Consider the following 24,482-nt stretch of genomic DNA (forward strand, 5'->3'; position numbering starts at 1 on the left):
AGGGAGGTTAAATATTTATGAGTAAAAATATTCTTCTAAAGATTTTTCGTATAGTATACTTTGTTATAACGGGAATAATAATACTATTTTCATCAAAGAAAGTCTCCTCTTTCATAGCCTTTATTTGGGTCTTGAATTCTTTGGAGTTATTTAACTCCTTTATTACTTCCTTTTGCTCTTCATTATTTAACCAATTACCTTTTGCTCTCATATAACCAGCTCCTTTTTTATATTCAATATATAAAGAGGTGTTCCAAGGAAAAAACAACTATCTTAAGATAATTGTTTTAATATTTGAATGAATTTCATAATTCTTAGCTCTTATGTCCCAATGGGTTTGAGACATGAAAAAGGAAGTACCTCCCCAAGTCTTGTCAGTGAAGTAACACGATGTCATGAAGGATATATACATTAAAAAACAAATCAGAGCAAATCACTCGATAAATTCCCCCCCTATAAAACCGGCAATAAATAAATAATAATAATGCTCAATACCATATATCAATCATTTGACTACCTACTCACATCATGAATGCATTTGCCGAACTATTTACTAGCTATAATGAACCAGATCTGCCGTCATTACTCTCTACAGCTATTTAGCCAATTTAAAATAAAGTATAGCAAATTCTTAAAAGGTACAACCATTTTACAATACTCTCAAAAGAGTCATTTGTGAATCCGTTTACAAAGTTATTTTCCTGTGATATTATACTTGTATACAAGTATTCAATTGATTGTTTTAGCTGTAAATAGGAGGAGAGATATGACATCTAAAAAATTCTACCCTGAAAAAGGCTTAGCTTTTTCTTCATCAATGGGAGAGCGACTCGTTACCGAATTAAGAATGAGAATTATTTCTCAAGCTATCCAAAAAGAAACCGTTTTATCAGAAAATCAATTAGCAAAAGAATATCAAGTAAGTAGATCCCCTGTAAGGGAGGCCCTAAAAGTGTTAGAAAAAGAACAGTTAATTCGCTTAGAAAGAATGGGAGCAACAGTGATTGGCATTTCAAAAACGGATATTGAAGAAATTTATGATATTCGATTAATGATTGAATCCTTTGTTGTTCAGCGTTTATTAAATTCAGAAAACGATGCATTACTAAACGAACTAAATAAAATTCTGGAAATGATGAAAATAGCGATAAAGTATAAAGATATTGATGAATTTTCTTTAAAAGATATAGAATTTCATGAAACCATTATTAAATCTATTCATCATAGGCAAATTATGATGGTATGGACACATTTAAGACCTGTCATGGAGTGTCTAATTATTTTATCGATGCGATATAGAAGCCAAGTAAACTATCAAGATTTTAATCGTATCCTTAAAAATCACGAACTTATTATTGAAGCCCTGGCACAGAAAGAAAAAACGCTTATCAAAGAAGCCTTTTTTAAAAACTTCCATGATGTTCAAAACAAAGCAGAAGATTTATGGACTGACCCAGAGATGATGAAGAAAGCGAGGGAATTTAATGGATCGTAATAAATATATGATTGGCGTAGATATAGGAACGACTAGTACAAAAGCGGTTCTTTTTCGTGAAACGGGTGAAATTATAAGCCAGGACAACAACGGCTATGAGTTATACACGCCTGATGTTTCAACCGCGGAACAAGACCCTGAAGAAATATTCCAAGCAGTTCTTCTATCCATTACCAATGTAATGCAACATTCACAAATAGACCCCAAGGATTTATCCTTTATCTCTTTTAGCAGTGCGATGCACAGTGTTATTGCAATAGATGAAAAGGACAAGCCATTAACTCGCTGTATCACTTGGGCTGATAATAGAAGCTCTGAATGGGCTAAAAAAATAAAAGATAAACATAATGGACACGAGATTTATTTAAAAACAGGGACACCCATTCACCCTATGTCCCCACTTTGTAAAATAGCTTGGATGGAACATGAAAAACCAAATATTGCGCGAAAAACCAAAAAGTACATCGGTATTAAAGAATACGTTTTTTACAAATTTTTCAATGAATATGTTGTTGATTATTCAATAGCCTCCGCCATGGGACTGATGAATCTTCAATTATTGGCATGGGAAGAGAGCGCCCTAGAAATTGCCAATATTACAGAAGAAAAATTATCACGTCTTGTTTCAACAAAAGAATCATTTACAGGTTGCCATCCTGAATTTGCCCAAGAAATGGGGATTTTGGAAAGCACGCGCTTTGTCATAGGAGCTAGTGACGGTGTGCTCTCAAATATTGGAGTAAACGCGATAAAAGAGGGGGACGTTGCTGTCACGATAGGAACGAGTGGTGCCATCCGGACTGTTATCCCTCAACCAAGAACAGATTCAAAAGGACGAATCTTTTGTTACGCCTTAACAGAGGATCATTGGGTTATTGGTGGTCCAGTAAACAATGGGGGTTTGGTGTTACGCTGGATACGTGATGAACTTGCAGCAAGTGAAATTGAAACTGCAAAGCGTCTAGGAATTGATCCATATGACGTTTTAACTCGAATTGCAGAACGCGTTAACCCTGGTGCCAATGGACTTCTGTTTCACCCCTATTTAGCGGGTGAAAGAGCACCTCTATGGAATTCAGATGTTCGAGGTTCTTTTATTGGACTCACTTTAAATCATAAAAAGGAGCATATGATTCGGGCTGCTCTAGAAGGCGTTATTTTTAACTTATATACAGTGTTCTTAGCTTTAACAGAAGTGATGGATACACCTGTCACCTCCATTAAAGCAACAGGTGGATTCGCGCGTTCTAAAGTATGGCGGCAAATGATGGCTGATATTTTTGATCATAACGTTATTATTCCCGAAAGCTATGAATCTTCTTGTTTAGGAGCTTGTCTTTTAGGGTTATATGCTGAGAAAAAAATAGACTCTTTTGAAGTCTTCAACGATCTTATTGGTGCTACTTATACACATCAACCAAATCCCGAAAATAAAAACGTTTACAGAGAGCTCATTCCTATTTTTATCAACATATCAAGACAATTAGAATCAGAATACCAAAAACTCTCTGCCTTTCAAAAAAAAGAAAGCAATAAATGCAATTAACCATGTAGCAATCGTTCACTAAAAAATAGATTGGAGCACACATCCTATGTCATTTACAGATAACTTATTTCCTTTACTTATTGTTGCCTTAGGAGTCATTGTCTTATTGTTTTTAATTATGAAGTTAAATTTGAACACCTTTATTTCATTAGTAGTCGTAGCATTTTTAGTTGCTTTAGCTTTAGGCATGCCACTTAATGAAATTGTATCTTCGATTAAAGCTGGTATGGGGGGAACATTGGGCAGTATTGCATTAATTTTTGGTTTTGGCGCTATTTTAGGAAAATTAGTTTCAGATGCTGGTGGTGCCCAGCGAATAGCAATGACATTGATTCATAAATTCGGTGAAAAGAATATTTCATGGGCTGTTGTCATTGCCTCATTTATTATTGGTATTGCTTTGTTTTTTGAGGTCGGACTCGTTTTACTTATTCCAATTATTTATCAAATTGCCAAGCAATTAAAAGTGTCTATTTTATATTTAGGTATTCCAATGGCTGCTTCGTTATCCGTCACTCACGGTTTCTTGCCACCACATCCAGGACCAACTGTCATTGCCCAGCAGTATGAAGCAAATATTGGAATGGTTTTATTATATGGACTTATCATTGCAATTCCTACTGTAATGATTGTTGGCCCTTTATTTACTAGCTTAGCGAAAAAGTTAGTCCCAGATGCTTTTTTAAAAACTGGAAGTGTTGATTCTGTAGGCGAAGTGAAGGATTTTAAACTAGAGGAAACACCTGGTTTTAGTATCAGTGTAATGACGGCTTTATTTCCAGTCATTTTAATGGCAATAGCAACCATCATCCAGCTCTTACAAGATATATGGAAACTTTCGGACAATATCCTTTTTGATATCATCCAATTAATCGGTGAACCTACAACAGCTCTCCTAATCTCCGTTTTGATTGCGGTATATACGATGGGAATTGCCCGACGTATTCCAATGAAACAAGTCATGGCTTCAGCTGAGGAATCGATTCGTTCTATCGGTATGATGCTCCTTATCATTGGTGGGGGCGGTGTATTTAAGCAGGTTTTAATTGATGGGGGAGTAGGAGATGCTGTCGCAAACATTTTTTCAGATAGTAGCATCTCACCAATCCTATTAGCTTGGATGATTGCGGCTGTTTTAAGGATTGCATTGGGCTCAGCAACTGTTGCCGCATTAACAACTGCTGGTTTAGTTATCCCATTAATGCAAGGGTCTGATGTTAATCTTGCTTTGATGGTTCTTTCTACTGGTGCAGGAAGTCTTATTGCCTCCCATGTTAATGATGCAGGTTTCTGGATGTTTAAAGAATTCTTTGGTTTAACAATGAAAGAAACATTTTCAACTTGGACATTACTAGAAACGATTATCTCCATTATAAGTCTTGGATTTATCTTGCTTTTAAGTATTTTTGTTTAAATAATACTCAAACTTGCAATGATTTGCATACATTGAAAAATACAATCGGCATTTTTTGGGAGTTATGCGATCAAGTCTAGCAAAAAATAGGATACATAATAGTAAAGTGGAGCTTATAAATCGAATCCAAACTTAATACATGTATTACATTGCACTCTAAGGCTAATAACATGAAGAAGCTTTAAGGCTAGTTACTATAAAACCGTTTACCCTTACGATGCTTTAGCTCATTATTATCCTTTTATGACAGCTACGTTCTCCAACTAGCGGAACTTATTCAAGCACAAAGCGATTATTTTGGCATCCATACGTACAAACGTGTCGATAAACAAGGAATTTTTCACACAGATTAGAAGGCAAAATGATCGCTAGGTTGGGTTACTAAAAAGTCCGACTTTGACTAATTAGCATCTAAATGACGCCCCAAGAATGCTGATTTAACATTCTTTGAGGCGTCATTTTCACTTTTTGAGCTGTTTTCCTTTTTTTAAAAATACTTTTTACATATGTAGTAAAAACTGACCAACGGTTCTAGGATCTTCTTCCTGCACCCAAAGAGAGAACATCAAATAACGTAGGAAAAACAATCGGAGTATGCGCAGTCATTGATCCATAACTGCGAATATAATTCTTTTGTCAACTTCAAAATTAGATTTGACCACTTTGAAAAAACCCACTATTTACAAATGTTTTCCATATATTCGTTTCCTATTCTTCTACAAAAGTAGTGAATTAGTTTATTTACTGATAAAAGGGGTACAATCACTCGTCACTCTGGTTATTTTCAATGCATACAACGGGACAAAATCGTACCATATGAAAGCCTCACTGACTATCCTATAGCATGTATACGTTATCTCTAATTATACGAGTATCAACCATAAATTTAACATTTAATTACAAATTATCAAAAAATACAGCGTTTGAGCGTTCTGTAAAATACCTGTAACATTTTTTATAGTGGCTGTTCAAAAAATCTGATAATTAAGATGGTCTGCATTTATTTGTTGCTTCACAGGTCCTAGCGTTCCCACAATGCATTATTAGTCATACGTAAATTGCTATTAAATCTTATTGTTATCGTCTTTTGAACACTCACATTTAGTTCCTTTTTACGTAAAGGAAATTAGTAAGGGAGGAAATTAAATTCATGAAAAAAATCGTACTTACATTGATTTTAGGTTTTATATTTGTCTTAGCAGCATGTGGATCAGATGAAACTGATTCCAGTAAAGCATCTGGAAGTAAATTGGATGAATTAAAAGAATCCGGTAAAGTCACGATCGGTTTTGCCAATGAAAAACCGTATGCTTATGAAGAAGATGGGGAGCTCAAAGGAGCCGCTGTAGATATTGCGAAAGCTGTTTTTAAGGAATTAGGAATAGAGAAAGTGGACAGCAAACTAGCTGATTTCGGGCAATTAATTCCCGGATTAAAAGCTGGTCAGTTTGATGTAATTACAGCTGGGATGGCAATTAATCCAGATCGCTGTGAGAACGCTGCTTTCGGCGAACCAGAAATGAAATATGGAGAAGGATTAATTGTCAAAAAAGGAAACCCATTAAACTTAAAGAGTTATAAAGATATTGCTGATAATCCAGATGTTACGGTATCTGTCATGTCTGGCGCTACAGAAAATGTATTTTTAAAATCAGAAGGCGTTAGCGAAAAACAAATAACGAATGCTGAAGATATACCGGCTACTTTTTCAGCGGTGGAGTCCGGTCGAGCTGACGCGACCACCGGTACAGAGATGACGATTAAAATGGCCCTCGAATCAGTTAACTCCAATAAGCTTGAATTTGTCGAAGGATTTGAGCAACCTGATGTTGAAGGAGTTCCAAGCTATGGTGCAGCTGCTTTTCATTTAGACAATACAGATTTACGTGATGCGTATAACGAGAAGTTAGCTAAATTAAAAGCTGATGGGACAGTAGCGGAATTATTAGAAGCAAATGGCTTTAGTGAGGCCAACAATATGGTCGAGGACGACGTTACGACAGAGAAGGTTTGTAATGGGGATATTTAAACCCACTATTCAAATTTCAACCCCATTTTATTTTAAAAGTGCGTGGTAAAAAGGATCGAGGTCGGCTATGGTCTCAGGCGTTCTTGAAAAAGAAACACACTTTTTCTGCGCGCGATGTATTGCTGTCATAGCCTTGTGCTTCTAACAATCAGTGGGGGTAAATCCCCGCTGGTTGGAATTTCATTGTTGTTTTGATAGAGGTTCACTATGTTGTTATCCGATACGATCAAGTTAATCTTCAATCAGTGGGGGTTTTACACTGATTGTTAGATAAACGAATTGGCATTTAGGTGTTGTTATCTCCCACTTAGACTTGTTGCAGTACTGATAACTCCTGAATTGGGAGTCTTCCAGCACCTTATATACGAAACGCAAGTCTTAGATGTTGTTCAACTGGATGGAACGTATTTCTTTGCTTGCTGCTCTAGTTTAAAATATAGGAATTAAATTCCATTCCGACAATTATGGAATAGCAATCAATTTGCTTAAGCGATTCCTTCTACCTTTGAACGCGTCATTTTTAAAAAGTCTTCTACACTATTGAACAACAAACAAGATTACAGTTGCTTTCCTCATTATTAGATAAGTGAAACACCAAAGATTATTAAGGAGTGGTACTCATTCAGGCAATCATAGAAATTTTTCCCGATTTAACAAAAGGGTTAACCATTACAATTACGGTTTTAATTGGAGCTGCCTTTTTTGGCTACTTATTTGCGTTTATTGCCGGATTATGCCGTATGTCTTCTAATATGTTTCTTCGTAAATTCACAGGATTTTATGTAGAAATTTTTCGTGGTACTTCTTTAATTGTACAATTGTTCTGGCTCTACTATGCGATTCCTATGTTATTCGGTATTGAATTAGGAAGTAATTGGTGGGCAGGGGTTATCGCTATTTCTTTAAATTACGGGGCTTACATGTCAGAAATCGTGCGTGGATCCATTCTTGCTGTTACAAAGGGTCAATCTGAAGCAGCAACGGCTTTGAATATGTCACGTTATCAGCGCATGCGATTTGTCATTTTGCCGCAAGCAATTCGGATGATGCTTCCTGAGTTTGGAAACTATTCCATTCAAATGCTAAAAGCTACCTCCCTCGTTTCCCTTATCGGTATGGAGGATATTCTTTATCATGGAAATATTATTCGTAGCACAAATTTATCACAAGCACCTACCGTTTATTTGCTCGTCTTAGTATTTTATTTTATTTTAGCCCTTCCGCTTATATTTTTAACACGTAAGATGGAGTCGTTCTCAAAGAAGGGAGTGGCTAGTGGATGAATAATTGGAGTTGGGACGTATTTGCAGATGCCTTCCCGAAAATTATCGATGGTCTTGGCATCACACTCGGCTTAACTATAGTCTGCTATGCCTTTGCCCTTGTATTTGGATTTTTTTGGCTGTTTATAAAAATGATTCCTTTAAAGCCTCTCCGTTTGTTGGTTACATGGATTATGGAGTTTATTCGTTCTACTCCTCCGTTAGTCCAGCTGTTTTTTATTTATTTTGCTTGGCCAATGGTTCCTGTTGTTGGTTTTGCATTGAACGAATTCACCAGTGCGGTGCTCGGTTTAGGTATTCACTTTAGTACGTATATTGCGGAAGTGTACCGATCTGGAATTGAAGGTGTAGGAAAGGGGCAATGGGAAGCCGCAAAGGCATTAAATTTTTCCAAACGTAGAAAATGGACGAAAATTATTTTGCCGCAAGCAATCCCGCCAACGATTCCCATGCTTGGGAATTACTTAATCATCATGTTTAAGGAAGTTCCATTAGCATCAACAATTGGCGTTGTCGGTATTCTCCATATTGCGAATAGCTATGGGGCGCAAAATTGGACATATTTAGAACCATTAACCATTGTTGCAATTCTTTTCTTAGTTTTAAGCTATCCATCTGCTATAATCATAAACAGAATAGAGAAAAAAATGAATCGACGCTTTGATAAAAAAGAAGTTTTAACCAGAAGTAAAGGAGCGACAGCATAATGATTGAACCAATCGTCACATTTCAAGACGTTCATAAATCCTTTGGAAATATTAAAGTATTAAAAGGAATCGATTTAGATATTCGTCCAGCAGAAAAAGTCGCGATCATTGGACCGAGTGGATCAGGTAAAACTACCATCATTCGTATGCTTATGACTCTGGAGGAACCTACATCTGGAGATATAATCGTAAACGGTACAAACTTGTGGAAGATGGAGAAAAAAGGAAGGCGTGTTCGTGCTCATGAAAAGCATTTACGAGCAGTACGCGGTGATATTGGCATGGTATTCCAGCATTTCAACTTGTTTCCTCACATGACTATCTTAGAAAATTGCATGACGGCTCCACTGCACGTAAAAAAGGAACCAAAGGAAGAAGTAAAGAAACGTTCGCTTGAAATGTTGGATCGGGTTGGCTTAGCAGATAAAGTCGATCAATATCCGAGCCAGCTGTCTGGTGGACAAAAACAGCGAGTAGCAATGGCTCGAGCACTTGTTATGCGACCAAAAATTATGTTATTTGATGAGGTCACTTCCGCGCTTGATCCAGAATTAGTAGGAGAAGTGTTACAGGTCATCCGCGATATTGCCCAAAACGATGACATGGCAATGATCCTTGTAACTCACGAAATGGACTTCGCTTTAGATATTGCCGATAAAGTGCTGTTTTTAGATGAAGGCGTGATAGCTGAACAAGGATCAGCTAGTGAAGTTATCGAGCATTCTAGTAATCAACGCTTACAGGAGTTTTTGCATCGTTTCCGAGCATAAATAACAGCACCCTGACTAAGCAGCTTTCTGCCTAGTAGGGTGCTATTACTAATGAAAGAAAGAATGGAAGTTCCTCTAGCAAAAAGACGTAAAGACCTGCTTTATTCACATTTGCTCACTTTACAATACTTTTTGGGAATAGCACTAAAACTACAATGAAGAATGGCAAACTCCATCTACCTTCAATAGCTATACCGCTATCCTCAATTGTTGCTGCGCCCCTGCACACCAGGCTTGGATAGGTGCCGTTTATTTATCCAGACGCGATTATGATTTGTATTCTCAGGAAATTTTTCTCCCGCTTCTAACTTAATTTGCTGGGGATCATTTACGTTGCTTCCTGTCTCCCCGCTTTCAATGTAAACACCATTATTAGGCGCCTTGTCACCAGAACGAAATTCTGATCGCTCACCCATGTTAATCACTCCTTACATGTTTGTGTTTCCTATTTTGCCTCATTTTCACAGGTTTATAATTAGGAAATATAAAGTAAATTTCCCACATCATTTTATTATTTTCTCCTGCAGTTGTTAAGTGAACGAACAGAATATCTGTACAGTTCGAGCATGAGTATCTGTGAGTGGAACAAAAAAATGCACAGTTTTAGCATAAGCTAACTATAAGTGAGCAGGAGTACCCTTTAGATCGAGCTGGGTTCTGCCCTTATCGCGAATGTGACTATCATTTCGAGGATGTCTATTTTCCTTATCGAACAAAAACACCCTAAGATCGGCATAGCGGCTTATTCCCCACTTACTTGCCGAAGTAAATAAAAACTATTCGCGGTAAAAATAGATGCACTCGCGCTTCCATTCAAAGTCTATACAAAAACAGCAACCCATGCTAGACTGGTTGCTGTTTCTCAATTATTCTGTAGGATCTTCGCCAATAATTCGTACTTCTCGCTCTAAATTCACACCAAACTTTTCCTTGACGGTAGATTGTACAAAGCGTATCAATTCAATGTATTCTGTTGCTGTGGCATTATCTTTATTCACGATAAAGCCGGCGTGTTTTGTAGATACCTGTGCACCACCAATTTGTTTTCCTTGCAGGTCGCTATCTTGAATCAGCTTTCCAGCAAAATATCCTGGCGGGCGTTTAAATACACTACCGCAAGAAGGGTATTCCAATGGCTGCTTCGACTCTCGTTTAAACGTGAGATCATCCATAATGGCTTTTATCTCTTCGGCATTTCCTGTTTGCAATGAAAATGTTGCTTCTAATACGATATATCCTTTTTCAGGTATATTACTTGTTCGATAATGCAAGCCAAGATCAGCAGCAGGTAGAGTTAGGACCTCCCCTTCCCGAGTTATCACTTTTGTACTTTCCAGCACGTCTTTAATTTCTCCACCATACGCTCCTGCGTTCATATACAAAGCTCCGCCGACGGAACCAGGTATACCACAAGCAAATTCAAGTCCATGTAGACTTTCCTTTAGTGCTTGCTGAGAAGCATCAATGATTCTTGCTCCGCTTTGTGCTATAATTTTATCGTCTTCTCTCCAAATGGAGTTAAGCTTTTTTAAATTCATGACAATGCCACGAATGCCGCCATCTTTTACTATTAAATTGGAGCCATTTCCTAACAGCGTAAAGGCTATTTCTTCTTGGTTAGCAAGTTTTACAATTGCCTGTACTTCCTCATACGTTTCTGGTGTGACTAAGAAATCCGCCTTCCCTCCCAATCGAGTATACGTATGGTTTCTTAATTGTTCGTCCACCATCACATTTTTCTCGGATGTTACTTCCGTTAATTTGCCGTACATATGATGATTCCTTCCCACACCTATCATTCCTTTTATAGTTATTCGCCCATATTATTGTAAGCTATTGAACTTGGTCTTGCCACAGAAATTCATAAATATAACGATCTACCTTCCTGCTTTCATGTAGGTCACTATGTCCTAATCTTCTATCATTGATAACGATCTCTGTCAATTGTTGATGCGGTACTATATTACGTAACGCATGCACGCTTTCTGGAACTGCTATCGCATCTCCTGTGCTGGAAATGCTGAGCACTTCTGTATGCTTTGGAAAAGATCGATCCCTTAAATGTTGGAGCGCTTTTGAATCAGGTCGTAAGTCGATTGCAGCTGGATCATGGTTAATTTGAAAGTATTTTTCACTATAAATCCCATCAAATGGACTCCCTATCGCTACAAACTTGTGGACGGACGGATATGATTTTCCTTGAAATTGCTTTATATATTCCAATGACACAATTCCCCCCATCGAATGTCCGACAATATTGACATCATCAACACCATATGTCTGCTGCATATCTTTTAATACATTCGCTAACCAGCTAGAAGTCATATCAAAACTAGCCCGATTATCTTCAAAGATTACTTGAACATAGAGCGGTTTTTCTTCCCCAAGTCGTGGATAATATTTCTTTACTTCACCTTGTTTTGTTACATAATAAATAAGCGCTTTATTCCCCCATTTATACTCATGCTCAAAGCGCTGCAGCATAAATCCAAATGAATTTTCAGTACCTTTATATCCATGCACGAACAATGTTGGTCGAATTTTATCAAAATTGGAAATTGCTCTATTCGGCATCCAGGTAAGTATGATAAAGACTATGATGACTAAACCGAAAGATCCTACACTAAACATCTGTTTTTTATTCAAGAAAAACCTTCCTCTTTCATTATACTAACGAAGAATAGTCCAATAGCCAGTAAAAGGCTACACTTCTTTATCATTAAATTCTCCGTCAGACCGGCCTTTTTAACCTCTCTTGAGCAAGAACGAATCATTTTTCATTTTATGAAACATTCATCATAACATACGCTCACTTTTTATATTATATCATGGTCGAAACGGATTTTCCTGTGATAATAAAATGAAACTTTGATTAGTGAAGGTTCTTTTCCCTACGCACAACTATAGTTTAATCTAAAGACCTCTTAAAAGAATAGACATGTAAATTGCAATGGAATACTGTAATTATCAACTGCACATATTGTCGATGACCAAGGCAGAAACTGCTCTAATCTTTCTTTGCTCGTGTGAACCATATTGGGAAATTCCTCAAATAAATATTAAAGATAATGAAATGGGCTTCACCCATTTTCCTTTGCGGTTTCCACAATGCTATAGACAGTTGCGCTGAAAGTTGCTCCTCTTGCCGTATTACTGAACAACTAACTTCTTTTTTCCTATAACGAAGGGCTTGATTGTTTCCTGTACGGTACAGCCACGTGTAGGATGTTGAGGTGGCAGTCTGTTCCGGTTCGGAAAGAACCTGTAGCGTCATTTCATCCACATGGGGCTATCTTAGTTTAAAAGATGCGATACAGTTGGTTATAAATAAGAGAGGCAAGTATTGGCTCGATAAGTGATCCAATTTGCCAACGTTCGCCGGGAAATGGAAATACCAAAGCGTTCTAAATGCTTTTCCTTCAATATAGAGGCATGCTCTCCGCATATTTTTGGATCATGGTATAAGCGATAGCGGATGGAGATGCTAGACTTTCCAATAATACAGGCGCCGGCATATTTGCTGTCACGGTAGGTATTTGTATACCACCTGTGCTCGCATAAAATGATACACAAGTTAAATACGATGAAAAATGGCTTGTTTGTCTGTAAACGTTGTAACATAGGTAAACCCGATTTGGCGTAATAGTTCTATGGCGCCAGTCACACCATATCCAACGGTCGTTGCGACATGGGCATCAGAACCAACAGTAATGATCTCCCCTCCGCATGCTTTATATAACCTTAAAATATCATTACTCGGCATAGCATTTGGTAACCCGTATCGGAAGCCAGATGTATTGATTTCAATTCCTTTACCAGCAGGAATGATTTCTTGAAAAATCTTCGTCAATAAGTCATGAAAATCATACTTGGCTTGTTTATTTTTTGTATAACGTTTGACTAAATCAATATGTCCTAAAACTTGAAAGTCTTTAAAATGAGTAACGCAGTAAAGTAGTTCTTCATAATATTCTCGGTATGCATCCTCGACTGTTTGCTGTTGAAAAAAATCACTTGTATGAAGGGACTGCTTATTCGTTGTGTGCATGGAGCAAATAACAAAATCAAAATATGCTGCGTTTACTATTTGTTGGCAACGGCTTAATAAATGGGGTTGAACACCAATCTCTAATCCTTTGCGTATCACAATCTGATCTTGATATAAACGCTGCATTTCATTGATTTTCGCATCATAGTTTGGTAAATCAAGAGAAAAATCAATAGTCGGGTCTGGATAATCTTCATCGATATGCTCTGTAAAACAAATTTCTGTTAACCCTTTTTGAATCGCCACTTCAATTGTTTCCTCCATCGGCGTTTCACAATCAGCAGAAAAATCACTGTGGATATGAAAATCAAACATAAAAAATTCTCTCCCTTTGGTTGACTTTTTAATCTATAATTATTAGAATACTATATAACTTTACTTAGATAAAGTGATAAAGTAATAAAATGTATTTAAAAACGTACATCTAAAGTCGCATCGTTGCTGGGCGATGGAGCCGGACGTGGCTATTCAGTTATTTCGTTATCCAGAAGTACCTCATTTTATACTTTCTTATCTTACAAAAGAAAGGAGAAATATCACCATGCAACCTTTATTACAGACGTCCTGTTGGGGGAACAAGCTTCTTCAACAGCGAGACGAATTACTTTCCATTTTAAAGCAGCGCGTTAAAACTTACGGATACAAGCAAATACAGACAGCAGCATTTGAGCCTTATGATCTTTACGCAGCTAACCCTAAAATCGTGAACACTGAAGATATGGTCAAAATTATGGATACATCTGGAAAGGTACTTGTCCTAAGACCTGATGCTACCATCCCGATAACACAGCAAATCGCTGCCAATCAGGTAAATGTAAATGACGATACACGTTTATTCTATATTATGGATGTTTTTGGTTACCGATTTGAAAACGAGCAAAAAAAACGTACGCAAGCGGGTGTGGAATATTTTACTAACCGTACACCAACTGCTGATGCCGAAGTTATTGCACTAGCCATTCATATATTAAAAGATTGTGGTTTTCCTACATTTAAATTTGAAATTGGTCATGCTGGTTTTTTTCGTGCATTAATGGCACAAGCGAATCTGGCTGATGATCAAATCGCTCCATTGCAAACCTTTATTCAAACAAAAAACATCGCCGAGATGGCCGAGTATTTAGCAACTCTCCCTATTAATGAAACATTAAAACAAGCGATGCAGCATATCCCTTTTCTTTACGGGGAGCCAAATCAAGTGATGGAGGAAATCAAGCAGCACGGAGTAAATGGGATGGTGCAAACAGAACTGAATTATTTGATCGATGTATACGATAGTATTCAAGCTTATGAATTGACCGATCAGATTGTATTTAACCTAGGGCTGATCAATGATATGGACTATTATTCAGATGTTATTTTCCAAGGATTTGTCAATCAAGCTGGAAAGCCTGTCGTCATGGGTGGAAGATACGATCGGTTAGGGGATCGCTTTGGAGCACATATCCCAGCAATTGGATTTGCTTTTGATGTCGATTTATTATTCACAGCAGCAAATCAACACGGCTTGATCAAGGATTTAAGCTCAGATGAACCCATTGCGATTTATTATGATTTTCAGAAGCAAAAAGAAGCTTTAGCGATAGCTCTTCAGTTACGTGAACAAGGCTATGCCGTCACTAGCTATCTGAAACAAAGTGATCTACAGACCATACCTGAAATGGGGGAACAGATTCATTACGAAGCAGATCAACCTACACTATATCAGAAAGGGCGTGCTTATCCGTTTCTCGATGTATCTGACCTAGTCAAATTGCTAAAAGAAAGGGGGAATTAAATGGCAGAGTTCACGATCGCCGTTGCCAAAGGTCGGATAGCAGATCATTCTATTAGACTATTAAACACCATGGGGGTTACATTTGAGCAACTAACTCCTTCTAGCCGGAAACTTGTTTTTTATAGCAGTGACAAAACCATACGATTGATTTTCGTTAAGGCAATTGATGTCCCTACGTATGTAGAAAAAGGGGCTGCAGATATGGGGATTGTTGGAAAAGACAATATTTTAGAATCACAAGCAGATGTCTATGAAGTACTCGACTTAAAAATCGGCACTTGTAAATTTGCCGTTGCTGGAAAACCTGGTCAGCAATTGGATGCATTCCAGTCATTAACGATAGCAACAAAATATCCAACCGTCGCAAGAAATTACTTTTCTCGTAAAGGCAAGCCAATCGAGATCGTCAAACTAAACGGTTCTGTCGAATTAGCACCAATCATTGGTCTGGCGGATGTCATTGTCGATATTGTCGAAACCGGTAATACATTAAAGGAAAACGGATTAGTTGTCTTGGAGCAAGTAGAGTCGATTAGTACGAGACTCATTGTTAATAAAGCAAGCTTCGCACTTAAATCTGTAGCGATACAGTCGTTTATCAATACATTTAAACAAAGCTTGGAGGAATCGACATGGAACGCTTAACAGCGATGCAATACTGGGATAAGAAACAGAAAAGAGCCCAACGTACCCAGCAAAAAGAAAAAGCACTTGATCAAACTGTCCTAGAAATTATTCAGTGCGTACGAAACGAAGGGGATCAAGCAATTCGCTCCTTTACGGAAAAATTTGATGGGGTGAGCATAGAGGCTTTTATGGTTACAGAAGAGGAGTTCAATGAAGCTAGAAAGTCCGTCTCCCCTTCCTTTATAAAAGCGGTGAAAACCGCTGCGGAAAATATTACCCAATTCCATGAAAAACAGCTCGAACAGTCTTGGCTTGATATGAGCAAAGCTGGAACAATGGTTGGACAAAAAGTGACTCCTTTAGATCGGGTAGCCATTTATGTACCGGGAGGAAAAGCAGCTTATCCATCGACGGTGCTTATGAACGTCATACCAGCTAAAATTGCCGGTGTGAATCATATTTATCTTACTACACCTCCACAAGCAGACGGTAAAATCAATCCATATGTATTAGTAGCAGCAAAAGAAGTTGGCGTCGAAACAATTTATAAAATCGGCGGAGCCCAATCGATTGCAGCTTTTGCTTATGGTACAGAAACCATACCAAAAGTACAAAAGATTACTGGACCAGGAAATGCCTATGTAGCGAGTGCTAAAAAATGGGTGTATGGCGATGTAGCGATTGATATGATCGCAGGACCGAGTGAAATTTGCATCGTTGCTGATGAGACAGCGAATGTAAATTTTATAGCAGCAGACCTGCTTTCACAAGCAGAGCATGATGAAGAAGCACAAGCGATTTGTATTACGACAAGCATAAAACAAGCTGAGGCAGTCGAGCTGGCAGTACAAGAGCAAACAAAACGCTTGGCACGAAAAGTGATTATTCAAAAATCACTAGACCAGCACGGGCAGATAATTGTTGCCGATACAATGGATGACGCATTTGCCATTGTGAATGACATCGCTCCGGAACATTTACAATTGATGATTGCCGAACCTATAGAAAAGCTTGGAGCGGTTAAGCATGCAGGTGCGATATTTTTAGGCAATTATTCCCCAGAGGCATTAGGGGATTATGTAGCAGGTCCAAATCATACATTACCGACAAACGGCACGGCGGCGTTCGCCTCCCCGCTCGGCGTCTATGATTTTATGAAAAAATCAAGCGTGATTTATTATGATAAATCCTCTCTGTTAGCCGTTGCGAATACCATTATAGAGTTAGCCAATACCGAGCAGCTAACTGCACATGCCCAGTCTGTGCAAATACGAAAGGAGGAGTAGCACGATGCGAAGCTATGAAGTCAACCGATCGACAACAGAAACAACCATCGCTTTAAAGTTAACTATCGACGGTACTGGTGATTCGTCAATTGAAACAGGAATCGGGTTTTTCGATCATATGCTAACGTTATTAACCAAGCATGGATTATTCGATTTACAAGTAGATTGTCAGGGAGATTTAGAGGTGGATCAGCATCATTCCGTAGAGGATGTTGGCATCGCATTTGGCGAAGCCTTCCGCAACGCTTTAGGAGATAAAGCTGGAATTACGCGTTATGCCAGTGTTACTACTCCGATGGATGAGGCGCTATCGACCGTGTCCCTTGATTTAAGTGGTCGATCGTATCTCGTCTATCAAGTAGAAGGTTTAAAAGATAAAGTAGGTAATTTTGATACGGAACTGGTGGAAGAATTTTTCCAAGCGTTTGCTAGTAATGCGAAAGTAACTTTGCACATTCATAACGTTTATGGGAAAAATACGCATCATATTATTGAATCCATGTTCAAAGGATTCGGCCGTGCCCTTGATATAGCAACACAGAAAAGCGGAAGAGTGATAGGCATTCCCTCTACCAAAGGAACACTGTAAGAGGATAACAGCAGATTGGCAACAAAAGCTTCCCAGCAACTAGACAGACGTGAAATTCCAGCAAGCGAACCTGCTTTAGCGTTTAAACAAAAGAAGCTTGTCTAATGATATGTATTCAAAAAACAAGAAAGCTGTGATGGCAAGACCACCACATAGCGAAAAAAAGACCCTCTTTTTCATGTTCGATTCAGATGGTAGTCTCTATCCTGTTTTTTATTTAGAGAAAAGCACACCTATTTAAAAGAAAGGAGCGAAACCATGATTTCCATTATCGATTACGGCGCTGGCAACATTAAAAGCCTGCAATTTGCCTTAGAAAAAACGGGAATGAACTCCCAAATAACAACCGATGAAGTAACCATTAAAAAAAGTGATGCTATTATTTTACCGGGTGTCGGTGCCTTTCAGGACGCTATGCGAGCTCTAAAAGAACAAGGATTAATTTCCATTATTAAACAGGAAGTTGCAAAGGGAAAACCGCTCTTTGGCATCTGTCTCGGAATGCAATTATTGTTTGAATTAAGTGAAGAAGATGGAGAAACAGAAGGCTTTGGCTTTTTAACCGGGAAGGTACGTAAAATTTCCGGTAACGTAAAAGTTCCACATATGGGCTGGAATAATCTCATCAAGCATAGAAATATCCCGTTATGTAATAACCTTGCGCCTGATGCATTTGTCTATTTTGTCCATTCTTATGCAGCTGATGGATTAGACACAAATACACTTGTTGCCAGTACAATATACGGAGAAACCATACCCGCTATTGTGCAACAAAATAATATTGTCGGAATGCAATTTCACCCGGAAAAAAGTGGTGCAACAGGCCTGCAACTATTAGCAAATTTCAAGGAGATGATACGATGATTTTATTTCCTGCCATTGATATAAAAGACGGGAAATGTGTTCGATTAACACAAGGAAATTACGATCAAGTGAATATTTATAGTGATTCACCAGTCACCGTTGCGAAAGAATGGGAAGCACAAGGCGCAGCATACCTACATCTTGTTGATTTGGATGGGGCAAAATCAGGCGTTTCCACCAATCAGCGTTTCATCCGGGAAATTGCTAAAGAAACAAGCCTACCTACCCAAGTTGGAGGTGGTATCCGTAGTTTACAAGTTATGGAAGCATACCTATCCGCAGGAATTGATAGGGTCATTTTGGGAACTGCAGCTATAAAAGATGAGACTTTTTTGCAAGCCGCCCTCACCCAGTACCCTAATCGAGTTGCTGTATCCATCGATGCGCGAAATGGATATGTTGCAACAGATGGATGGACAAAGACAAGCACTGTCAACGCCATCGATCTTGTCAAAGAATTAGAAAGTATGGGTTTGCAAACAGTCATTTATACAGATATTTTAAAAGATGGTATGCTGAAAGGTCCTAATTTTCAAGGGCTTGCGCGATTACAAGATGCTACTTCGATGGAGATTATCGCTTCAGGCGGGGTAACAACCATCAAAGATATTACGGCACTAGCAAAGATGGGGTTGTATGGGGCGATTATTGGAAAAGCACTTTATGATGGCTCACTCACTTTGCCAGCAAGTTTGGAGGCAGTAAAAACATGTTAGCTAAGCGGATTATTCCATGTTTAGATGTTGATAAAGGTCGTGTTGTCAAAGGAAAAAAATTTACCGACATTCAAGATGTGGCCGATCCTGTGGAATTAGCCAAACGATACAATCAAGATGGTGCAGATGAGCTTGTTTTTTATGACATCACAGCTTCCAATGAGAATCGGGATATATTTATCGATATTGTAGAAAAAGTGGCTGCCGAAATTGCAATCCCCTTTACAGTTGGAGGCGGAATTCGCACCATTGAGGATATACACCGTGTATTACGAGCAGGTGCTGATAAAGTTTCCATTAATAGCGCTGCTGTCCGCCACCCAGCATTGATTACAGAAGCAGCGCGGAAATTTGGCTCCCAGTGCATCGTCCTATCGATTGACGCCCAGCAAACGACTAAAAATTATTGGCAGGTCTATATCAATGGCGGCAGAAAGCAAGCATCTCTTGACGCTATTGATTGGGCAAAGCAAGGAGAAGCACTCGGTGCAGGTGAGCTTGTTCTGAATGCCATTAATACAGACGGGGAAAAAAATGGCTATGATTTAGACTTGATACAAGCTATTGCTTCAACAGTAAATATTCCGATCGTTGCCAGTGGTGGTGCTGGTAAAAAGGAGCACTTTGCTGAAGTTTTGCAAGCAGGCTATGCAGATGCAGCTTTAGCCGCATCCGTATTCCATTACAGTGAAATACCCATACCAGCATTAAAAGACTATTTAGATAAGCAAGGTATTCCGGTGAGGAGAGATAACGATGAAACAAGTGACTTTTGATGACAATGGGCTTATTCCTGCTATTGTGCAGGATGCGGATACAGGTGAAGTGTTAACATTAGCTTATATGAATGAGGAAGCAATAGAGAAAACATTAGCTACTAAAGAAACGTGGTTTTATAGCAGAAAGCGCCAAGCATTATGGAACAAAGGAGCGACGTCTGGAAATCAACAAATCGTTCAGTCGGTTTCTTTAGATTGTGATCAAGACGCTATTTTATTACAAGTAAAACCGCTCGGTCCAGCCTGTCATACAGGGGAAAGTACTTGTTTCCATCAAGAGCTTCTTCAAGATCAACCTGCTTCTTTTACCATGATAAATCAATTAACTGAAAAAATTAAAACTCGAAAGGAAACCCCCATTGCAGATGCATATACAACATACTTATTTCAGGAAGGCATCGATAAAATTTTAAAAAAAGTTGGAGAAGAAGCAAGTGAAGTTATCATTGCCGCTAAAAACTACGATAAAAAGGAAATAACTTGGGAAATTGCTGATTTGACCTATCATACGCTTGTACTGATGGAGCTGTTGGACATTTCCGTTGCTAATATTAAGCATGAGCTACAAAAAAGGCATATACAAAAAGGGGATTCAAAATGATGAAGTATTGGAGTGAGGTAGCCAAACGCTGTACACCTTACGTCCCCGGTGAGCAGTTAAATGATTCAACTATTATAAAGCTAAATACGAATGAAAATCCTTATCCACCATCACCAAACGTACAGTCAGCAATTAAGAAAGAGATGGAGCAAGCATTGCACCTCTACCCATCTCCGACGGTTGATAGTTTAAGAGAAGCCATTGCCAAACAAGAGGGTACGACCAAGGAATCTGTTTTCGTAGGAAATGGATCAGACGAAGTGCTCGCTTTTGCGTTTATGGGACTGTTTTCGCCATATCGAACGATCCGTTTTCCGGCGATTACGTATAGCTTTTATCCTGTTTATGCGAATCTATTTCAAATTCCATATGAAAAAGTACCTTTAATGAGTGATTTCACATTAGATGAAACAGCATTTTTTCATTCAGAAGGTGGTGCCATTTTACCAAATCCAAATGCGCCTACCAGTATTTTTACCAGTTTAGATTTGATGGAGAACATTGTGAAACATAACCCTGACAATGTCGTGATTATTGATGAAGCATATGTTGATTTTGCACCAGAGACTGCTGTGGCACTAACGCACAAGTATGAGCAACTACTGATTGTAAAAACTTTTTCAAAATCACGTTCTTTGGCTGGATTACGCGTTGGCTATGCGATCGGGCATCCACATTTAATTGAGGCCTTAACCCGTATCAAGGACTCCTTCAATTCCTATACCATTGACCGTCTGGCAATAGTCGGAGCAAAGGCAGCGATAGAGGATACCGCTTATTTTAAGCAAACGACACGACACATTCTCCAAACTCGTGAATGGACGCGTGAGCAATTGGAAGAACGTGGTTTCAGCGTCCTGCCAAGCGCTACTAATTTTCTATTTGTCCACCATCCCATCTATGAGGCGGAAAAATTATATCAACAGTTAAAGGAGAAAAAAGTCCTCATTCGTTATTTTCGTAACCAAGGTATTACAGATTATATGCGGATTACCATTGGTACAGACGAGATGATGAGGAAGTTTCTGCTAGTGTTGGATCAGGTAATGGAGGGTGAGTAGCGATGATGTTGTTATTTAGTGAGAAAAGGATCGATAAGAAATAGTAACGTCTTCGGCAGAGCTTAAAATCGGGTAACCTGACTAATGGGCTACCCGTTTGATTTAATTTTACCCCGAATGTAAGTGCCGTAAGATCTACTTCGGTAAGCTCAAGTAGACACAGAAAAGCCTAAACAGGGACCAACCGGGGCCTAAATTTCGGATTCGTTCAAGAGCCTTTAGGTCACCCCTTATGGTACAAATATTTATTCGAGGATGCCCCCCAATGATTGAATTGTTATTTTATATGAATGTTTCAACTTTGGCATCTTTCTTTAGTGCATCTACTCGTTTTTGTAATTGTTCATTTGTTTTTTCTTCTTTTAGGGTTTGCTTGATTCGATCTTTCAAATCTTCTAGTTTGCCTATTTCTTCACTTTGTTCCTTGATTTGTTTATAATAATCTTCCACTTCTTTATCTGTTACTTTTATGTCAAATTCGGACTCCAAGTATTGCGAAGTGATCAGATTATCTCTTAACATGCTTTTAAATTGGTCTTCGTTCAGCTGAAATTGTTCCAAAGCAGTATTTAAGCGTTCTGCGCCTTCTTTTTTAATGGTATCAAATTCTTTCTGTACTTCATCATCCGATACTTCAATCCCTTTATCGGAAGCGTCCTGATTTATTAATTGTTGATTTACAAGCATATCTATCGTTTGTTGTTTTAACTGATCATTATCCACATCTTGATTAAACTGTGTATTCATCGTTTTCAACTGCAAATAAGCAGGGTTGTAACGATCTCCTTTTATTTCTTCACCATTTACAGAAACCACAGCTTTTCCTTTATCAACTTTTTCTTCATCCGTTATTTTAACAGGCTCCGGCTGTTTTCCTCCGTCTTCTGTATTGCCTTCTTCCTGTTGCTCCTCTTGTTGTGCCGTTTTATCCTCTTCATTGTCTCCTCCGCAAGCAGCTAATACCATTGCCAGCGTTAAGGTTAATGCAAATATGATCCACTTTTTCATCAAGCCATCCCTCTTTTCATTTTGAGTGTCCTTTTCATTCAAACATATTTTGTACAAGCTTTGCAAGTAGTCCAAAACAGCGATGCCACTCTCTAAAGCTACTATGCCTTGCTTTAAGCCATATATTTACAGTTTAACAACAAATGAACGGCTAAGTACCATGATTATGCCACAACTGTTGTCACCTTCTGTATTTATTCTACACTACATACGACATACAATTCAAACAAGCGCTTACGATAAGAAAAAGACTGGCGGCGTATGAATTTTGAGCTTCGGAGCACGACTTTTCGGCTGCGGCGCACAACTTCATCGATGTGATGCGCGGCTTTCTTGCTGTGGCGCGTGACTTTTGCGATGCGGTGCACGACTTTCTCGATGTGGTGCGTGACTTTCTTGCTGTGGCGCGTGACTTTTGCGATGCGGTGCACGACTTTCTCGATGTGGTGCGTGACTTTTACGATGTGGTTACACGACTTTGATGCGGTGCACGACTTTTACGCTACCATGCGCCACTTTGGGCGATGGCTTGATTTATCAAAAGGGTTGCTGAATTTCAACGTGGCATTACTGGGGTGCTAGAATCCGACAAGACATTTGTTGGTCTGCACCGTAAAATGATCGGTACGGTCATCTTCACGTGGCAATATTACATCATCTTCCATGAAAAAGAACCCTGCGATTTAACTAGGGCTACTGAAAAATCATCAGATTTTCAGTGGCCTCCAATATAATTCAGGGCCCTTTTTTTAAAGGATAGCTTTATTTTAAAGTTGCATCTATTTCCTTAATCATTTCTTGAACAGAAACAAGTCCACCACCTGAAAGATACCAGAATTCTGGATCTAAGTAAGCGATATTATCGTTTTTAAATGCTTTCGTTTCTTTTACCAAATCATTTTCGACAATATTCTTTGCTGCTGGTTCCTCACCAATGGCAGCACTACGGTCAATAACATATAATAAATCTGGGTCCTGCTCCATCACATATTCAAAGGAAACATTCATACCATGCGTAGATGCTTCAATGTTTTCATCTACAGCTGGTACGCCAAACACATCATGAATGATTCCGAAACGGGACTTAGGTCCATAAGCACTAATTTTATCGTCGTTTGCTAACGTAATAAGCGCTTTTTGATCCATGTCTTGTGCTTTCTTATTTAGTTCTTCTATAGATGAATCAATGGCAGCTAGCTCTTCTTCTATTTCCGATTGCTTATCAAAAATTTCTCCTAATGTATTCATGTTTGCTTTAAAGGACTCCATATAATTCGTTGTATCTACACCTAAGAAAACAGTTGGAGCAAGTTCTGCTAATTGATCATAGACAGCAGATTGACGACCAGAAATAAAAATAACATCTGGATCGATTTCAGCAATTTTTTCAAAATCAGGTTCTTTTAGGCTTCCAACATTTTCGTAATCATCACTTTCATATTTTTCTAAATAAGATGGGATTACGCCACCTTTTGCTACACCAGCAACTTCAATTCCTAATTTATCCAATGAATCAAGTACACCAAAGTCAAATACAACTACTTTTTCGGGGTTTTTTGGCACTTCTGTGTCGCCTAACTCTTGCTTAATTTCGATCGTTTCAGCTTCTGCCTCTTTGGAGTCAGCCCCTTTACTATTACTGCTCTCTTTATCATCACTATTTGAACCACAAGCAGCTAAAGTTAAAACAAGCAGACTTGCGAATAAAAAGAATAACGTTTTTTTCAACATATTAAATTCTCCTTTTTTTCTTCATCAATTTTATTACCAAACACGTTATATAAGTATTACAACCAAAATAGATTTCGTATTTTATTCCAGACACGCAGTTTTATTTGTTTACTTTTAAGTTTTCTGCTAAGTCAAGCATATATCAATAGAA

General features: G+C 38.4%; 23 protein-coding genes and 1 pseudogene. 17 read left to right on the forward strand and 7 right to left on the reverse strand.

Annotated elements, in window-relative coordinates:
* Positions 1 to 7: 7 nt before the first annotated feature.
* Positions 8 to 211: a hypothetical protein gene (locus KBP50_RS15385; protein ID WP_050351335.1), complete on the reverse strand. Its 204-nt coding sequence runs from the start codon at positions 209 to 211 to the stop codon at positions 8 to 10.
* Positions 212 to 766: 555 nt separating this feature from the next.
* Here KBP50_RS15385 and KBP50_RS15390 point away from each other — a divergent pair.
* The 8 genes and pseudogenes from KBP50_RS15390 to ehuA all read left to right on the forward strand — a co-directional run bounded on the left by KBP50_RS15390 (position 767) and on the right by ehuA (position 9,244).
* Positions 767 to 1,495 (forward strand): GntR family transcriptional regulator, encoded by a 729-nt coding sequence (locus tag KBP50_RS15390; RefSeq protein ID WP_050351336.1) that lies wholly within the window; start codon positions 767 to 769, stop codon positions 1,493 to 1,495.
* Positions 1,485 to 3,041, forward strand: coding sequence for a gluconokinase (gene gntK, locus KBP50_RS15395; RefSeq protein ID WP_050351337.1), 1,557 nt, complete (start codon positions 1,485 to 1,487; stop codon positions 3,039 to 3,041). Before KBP50_RS15390 ends, gntK begins: the two co-directional genes overlap by 11 nt.
* Before the next feature lie 46 nt (positions 3,042 to 3,087).
* Positions 3,088 to 4,455 (forward strand): gluconate:H+ symporter, encoded by a 1,368-nt coding sequence (locus KBP50_RS15400; RefSeq protein ID WP_050351338.1) that lies wholly within the window; start codon positions 3,088 to 3,090, stop codon positions 4,453 to 4,455.
* A gap of 215 nt (positions 4,456 to 4,670) precedes the next feature.
* A pseudogene (locus KBP50_RS22520) lies at positions 4,671 to 4,808 on the forward strand (hypothetical protein); the annotation flags it as partial.
* A gap of 797 nt (positions 4,809 to 5,605) precedes the next feature.
* Positions 5,606 to 6,484 (forward strand): ectoine/hydroxyectoine ABC transporter substrate-binding protein EhuB, encoded by an 879-nt coding sequence (gene ehuB / locus KBP50_RS15410; RefSeq protein ID WP_050351339.1) that lies wholly within the window; start codon positions 5,606 to 5,608, stop codon positions 6,482 to 6,484.
* A 620-nt stretch (positions 6,485 to 7,104) separates the two neighbouring features.
* Positions 7,105 to 7,767: an amino acid ABC transporter permease gene (locus KBP50_RS15415; RefSeq protein WP_072742446.1), complete on the forward strand. Its 663-nt coding sequence runs from the start codon at positions 7,105 to 7,107 to the stop codon at positions 7,765 to 7,767.
* The gene (gene ehuD, locus KBP50_RS15420) at positions 7,764 to 8,474 is read left to right on the forward strand and encodes an ectoine/hydroxyectoine ABC transporter permease subunit EhuD (protein WP_050351340.1); all 711 of its coding nucleotides are present in this window, start codon (positions 7,764 to 7,766) and stop codon (positions 8,472 to 8,474) included. Before KBP50_RS15415 ends, ehuD begins: the two co-directional genes overlap by 4 nt.
* Positions 8,474 to 9,244 (forward strand): ectoine/hydroxyectoine ABC transporter ATP-binding protein EhuA, encoded by a 771-nt coding sequence (ehuA, locus tag KBP50_RS15425; RefSeq protein ID WP_050351341.1) that lies wholly within the window; start codon positions 8,474 to 8,476, stop codon positions 9,242 to 9,244. The genes ehuD and ehuA overlap by 1 nt, the downstream gene beginning before the upstream one ends.
* Positions 9,245 to 9,447: 203 nt before the next feature.
* Here the strand turns inward: ehuA and KBP50_RS15430 are convergent, their stop codons facing one another.
* The 4 genes from KBP50_RS15430 to KBP50_RS15445 all read right to left on the reverse strand — a co-directional run bounded on the left by KBP50_RS15430 (position 9,448) and on the right by KBP50_RS15445 (position 13,607).
* The gene (locus KBP50_RS15430) at positions 9,448 to 9,660 is read right to left on the reverse strand and encodes a YjzC family protein (protein ID WP_050351342.1); all 213 of its coding nucleotides are present in this window, start codon (positions 9,658 to 9,660) and stop codon (positions 9,448 to 9,450) included.
* Positions 9,661 to 10,110: 450 nt separating this feature from the next.
* Complete coding sequence (gene murB, locus KBP50_RS15435; RefSeq protein WP_050351343.1) at positions 10,111 to 11,043, reverse strand: UDP-N-acetylmuramate dehydrogenase; 933 nt, start codon at positions 11,041 to 11,043, stop codon at positions 10,111 to 10,113.
* A gap of 34 nt (positions 11,044 to 11,077) precedes the next feature.
* Complete coding sequence (locus KBP50_RS15440) at positions 11,078 to 11,890, reverse strand: alpha/beta fold hydrolase (RefSeq protein WP_050351344.1); 813 nt, start codon at positions 11,888 to 11,890, stop codon at positions 11,078 to 11,080.
* 928 nt (positions 11,891 to 12,818) lie between these two features.
* On the reverse strand, positions 12,819 to 13,607 hold the full coding sequence (locus KBP50_RS15445) for a histidinol-phosphatase HisJ family protein (RefSeq protein ID WP_050351346.1): 789 nt from the start codon (positions 13,605 to 13,607) through the stop codon (positions 12,819 to 12,821).
* 133 nt (positions 13,608 to 13,740) lie between these two features.
* On the opposite strand from KBP50_RS15445, the gene KBP50_RS15450 reads away from it, so the two are divergent.
* The 9 genes from KBP50_RS15450 (at position 13,741) to hisC (ending at position 21,592) form a co-directional block, all read left to right on the forward strand.
* The gene (locus KBP50_RS15450) at positions 13,741 to 15,069 is read left to right on the forward strand and encodes an ATP phosphoribosyltransferase regulatory subunit (RefSeq protein WP_082240902.1); all 1,329 of its coding nucleotides are present in this window, start codon (positions 13,741 to 13,743) and stop codon (positions 15,067 to 15,069) included.
* Positions 15,070 to 15,714, forward strand: a complete 645-nt coding sequence (hisG, locus tag KBP50_RS15455) for an ATP phosphoribosyltransferase (protein WP_050351348.1) — start codon at positions 15,070 to 15,072, stop codon at positions 15,712 to 15,714.
* Complete coding sequence (gene hisD / locus KBP50_RS15460) at positions 15,702 to 16,982, forward strand: histidinol dehydrogenase (protein WP_050351349.1); 1,281 nt, start codon at positions 15,702 to 15,704, stop codon at positions 16,980 to 16,982. Before hisG ends, hisD begins: the two co-directional genes overlap by 13 nt.
* Before the next feature lie 4 nt (positions 16,983 to 16,986).
* The gene (gene hisB / locus KBP50_RS15465) at positions 16,987 to 17,571 is read left to right on the forward strand and encodes an imidazoleglycerol-phosphate dehydratase HisB (RefSeq protein WP_050351350.1); all 585 of its coding nucleotides are present in this window, start codon (positions 16,987 to 16,989) and stop codon (positions 17,569 to 17,571) included.
* A 258-nt stretch (positions 17,572 to 17,829) separates the two neighbouring features.
* Entirely contained in the window at positions 17,830 to 18,435 is a 606-nt protein-coding gene (gene hisH, locus KBP50_RS15470; protein ID WP_050351351.1) for an imidazole glycerol phosphate synthase subunit HisH, read from the forward strand.
* The gene (hisA, locus tag KBP50_RS15475) at positions 18,432 to 19,151 is read left to right on the forward strand and encodes a 1-(5-phosphoribosyl)-5-[(5-phosphoribosylamino)methylideneamino]imidazole-4-carboxamide isomerase (RefSeq protein ID WP_050351352.1); all 720 of its coding nucleotides are present in this window, start codon (positions 18,432 to 18,434) and stop codon (positions 19,149 to 19,151) included. The genes hisH and hisA overlap by 4 nt, the downstream gene beginning before the upstream one ends.
* The gene (gene hisF / locus KBP50_RS15480; protein ID WP_050351353.1) at positions 19,145 to 19,927 is read left to right on the forward strand and encodes an imidazole glycerol phosphate synthase subunit HisF; all 783 of its coding nucleotides are present in this window, start codon (positions 19,145 to 19,147) and stop codon (positions 19,925 to 19,927) included. Before hisA ends, hisF begins: the two co-directional genes overlap by 7 nt.
* Complete coding sequence (hisIE, locus tag KBP50_RS15485) at positions 19,908 to 20,531, forward strand: bifunctional phosphoribosyl-AMP cyclohydrolase/phosphoribosyl-ATP diphosphatase HisIE (protein ID WP_050351354.1); 624 nt, start codon at positions 19,908 to 19,910, stop codon at positions 20,529 to 20,531. Before hisF ends, hisIE begins: the two co-directional genes overlap by 20 nt.
* The gene (gene hisC / locus KBP50_RS15490; RefSeq protein ID WP_050351355.1) at positions 20,528 to 21,592 is read left to right on the forward strand and encodes a histidinol-phosphate transaminase; all 1,065 of its coding nucleotides are present in this window, start codon (positions 20,528 to 20,530) and stop codon (positions 21,590 to 21,592) included. Before hisIE ends, hisC begins: the two co-directional genes overlap by 4 nt.
* Before the next feature lie 282 nt (positions 21,593 to 21,874).
* Here the strand turns inward: hisC and KBP50_RS15495 are convergent, their stop codons facing one another.
* Positions 21,875 to 22,600 (reverse strand): SurA N-terminal domain-containing protein, encoded by a 726-nt coding sequence (locus KBP50_RS15495; RefSeq protein ID WP_050351356.1) that lies wholly within the window; start codon positions 22,598 to 22,600, stop codon positions 21,875 to 21,877.
* A 762-nt stretch (positions 22,601 to 23,362) separates the two neighbouring features.
* The gene (locus tag KBP50_RS15500) at positions 23,363 to 24,328 is read right to left on the reverse strand and encodes a siderophore ABC transporter substrate-binding protein (protein WP_050353433.1); all 966 of its coding nucleotides are present in this window, start codon (positions 24,326 to 24,328) and stop codon (positions 23,363 to 23,365) included.
* Positions 24,329 to 24,482: the final 154 nt, after the last annotated feature.

Origin of the sequence: Virgibacillus pantothenticus (genome assembly GCF_018075365.1) — a bacterium.
GTDB lineage: Bacteria > Bacillota > Bacilli > Bacillales > Amphibacillaceae > Virgibacillus > Virgibacillus pantothenticus.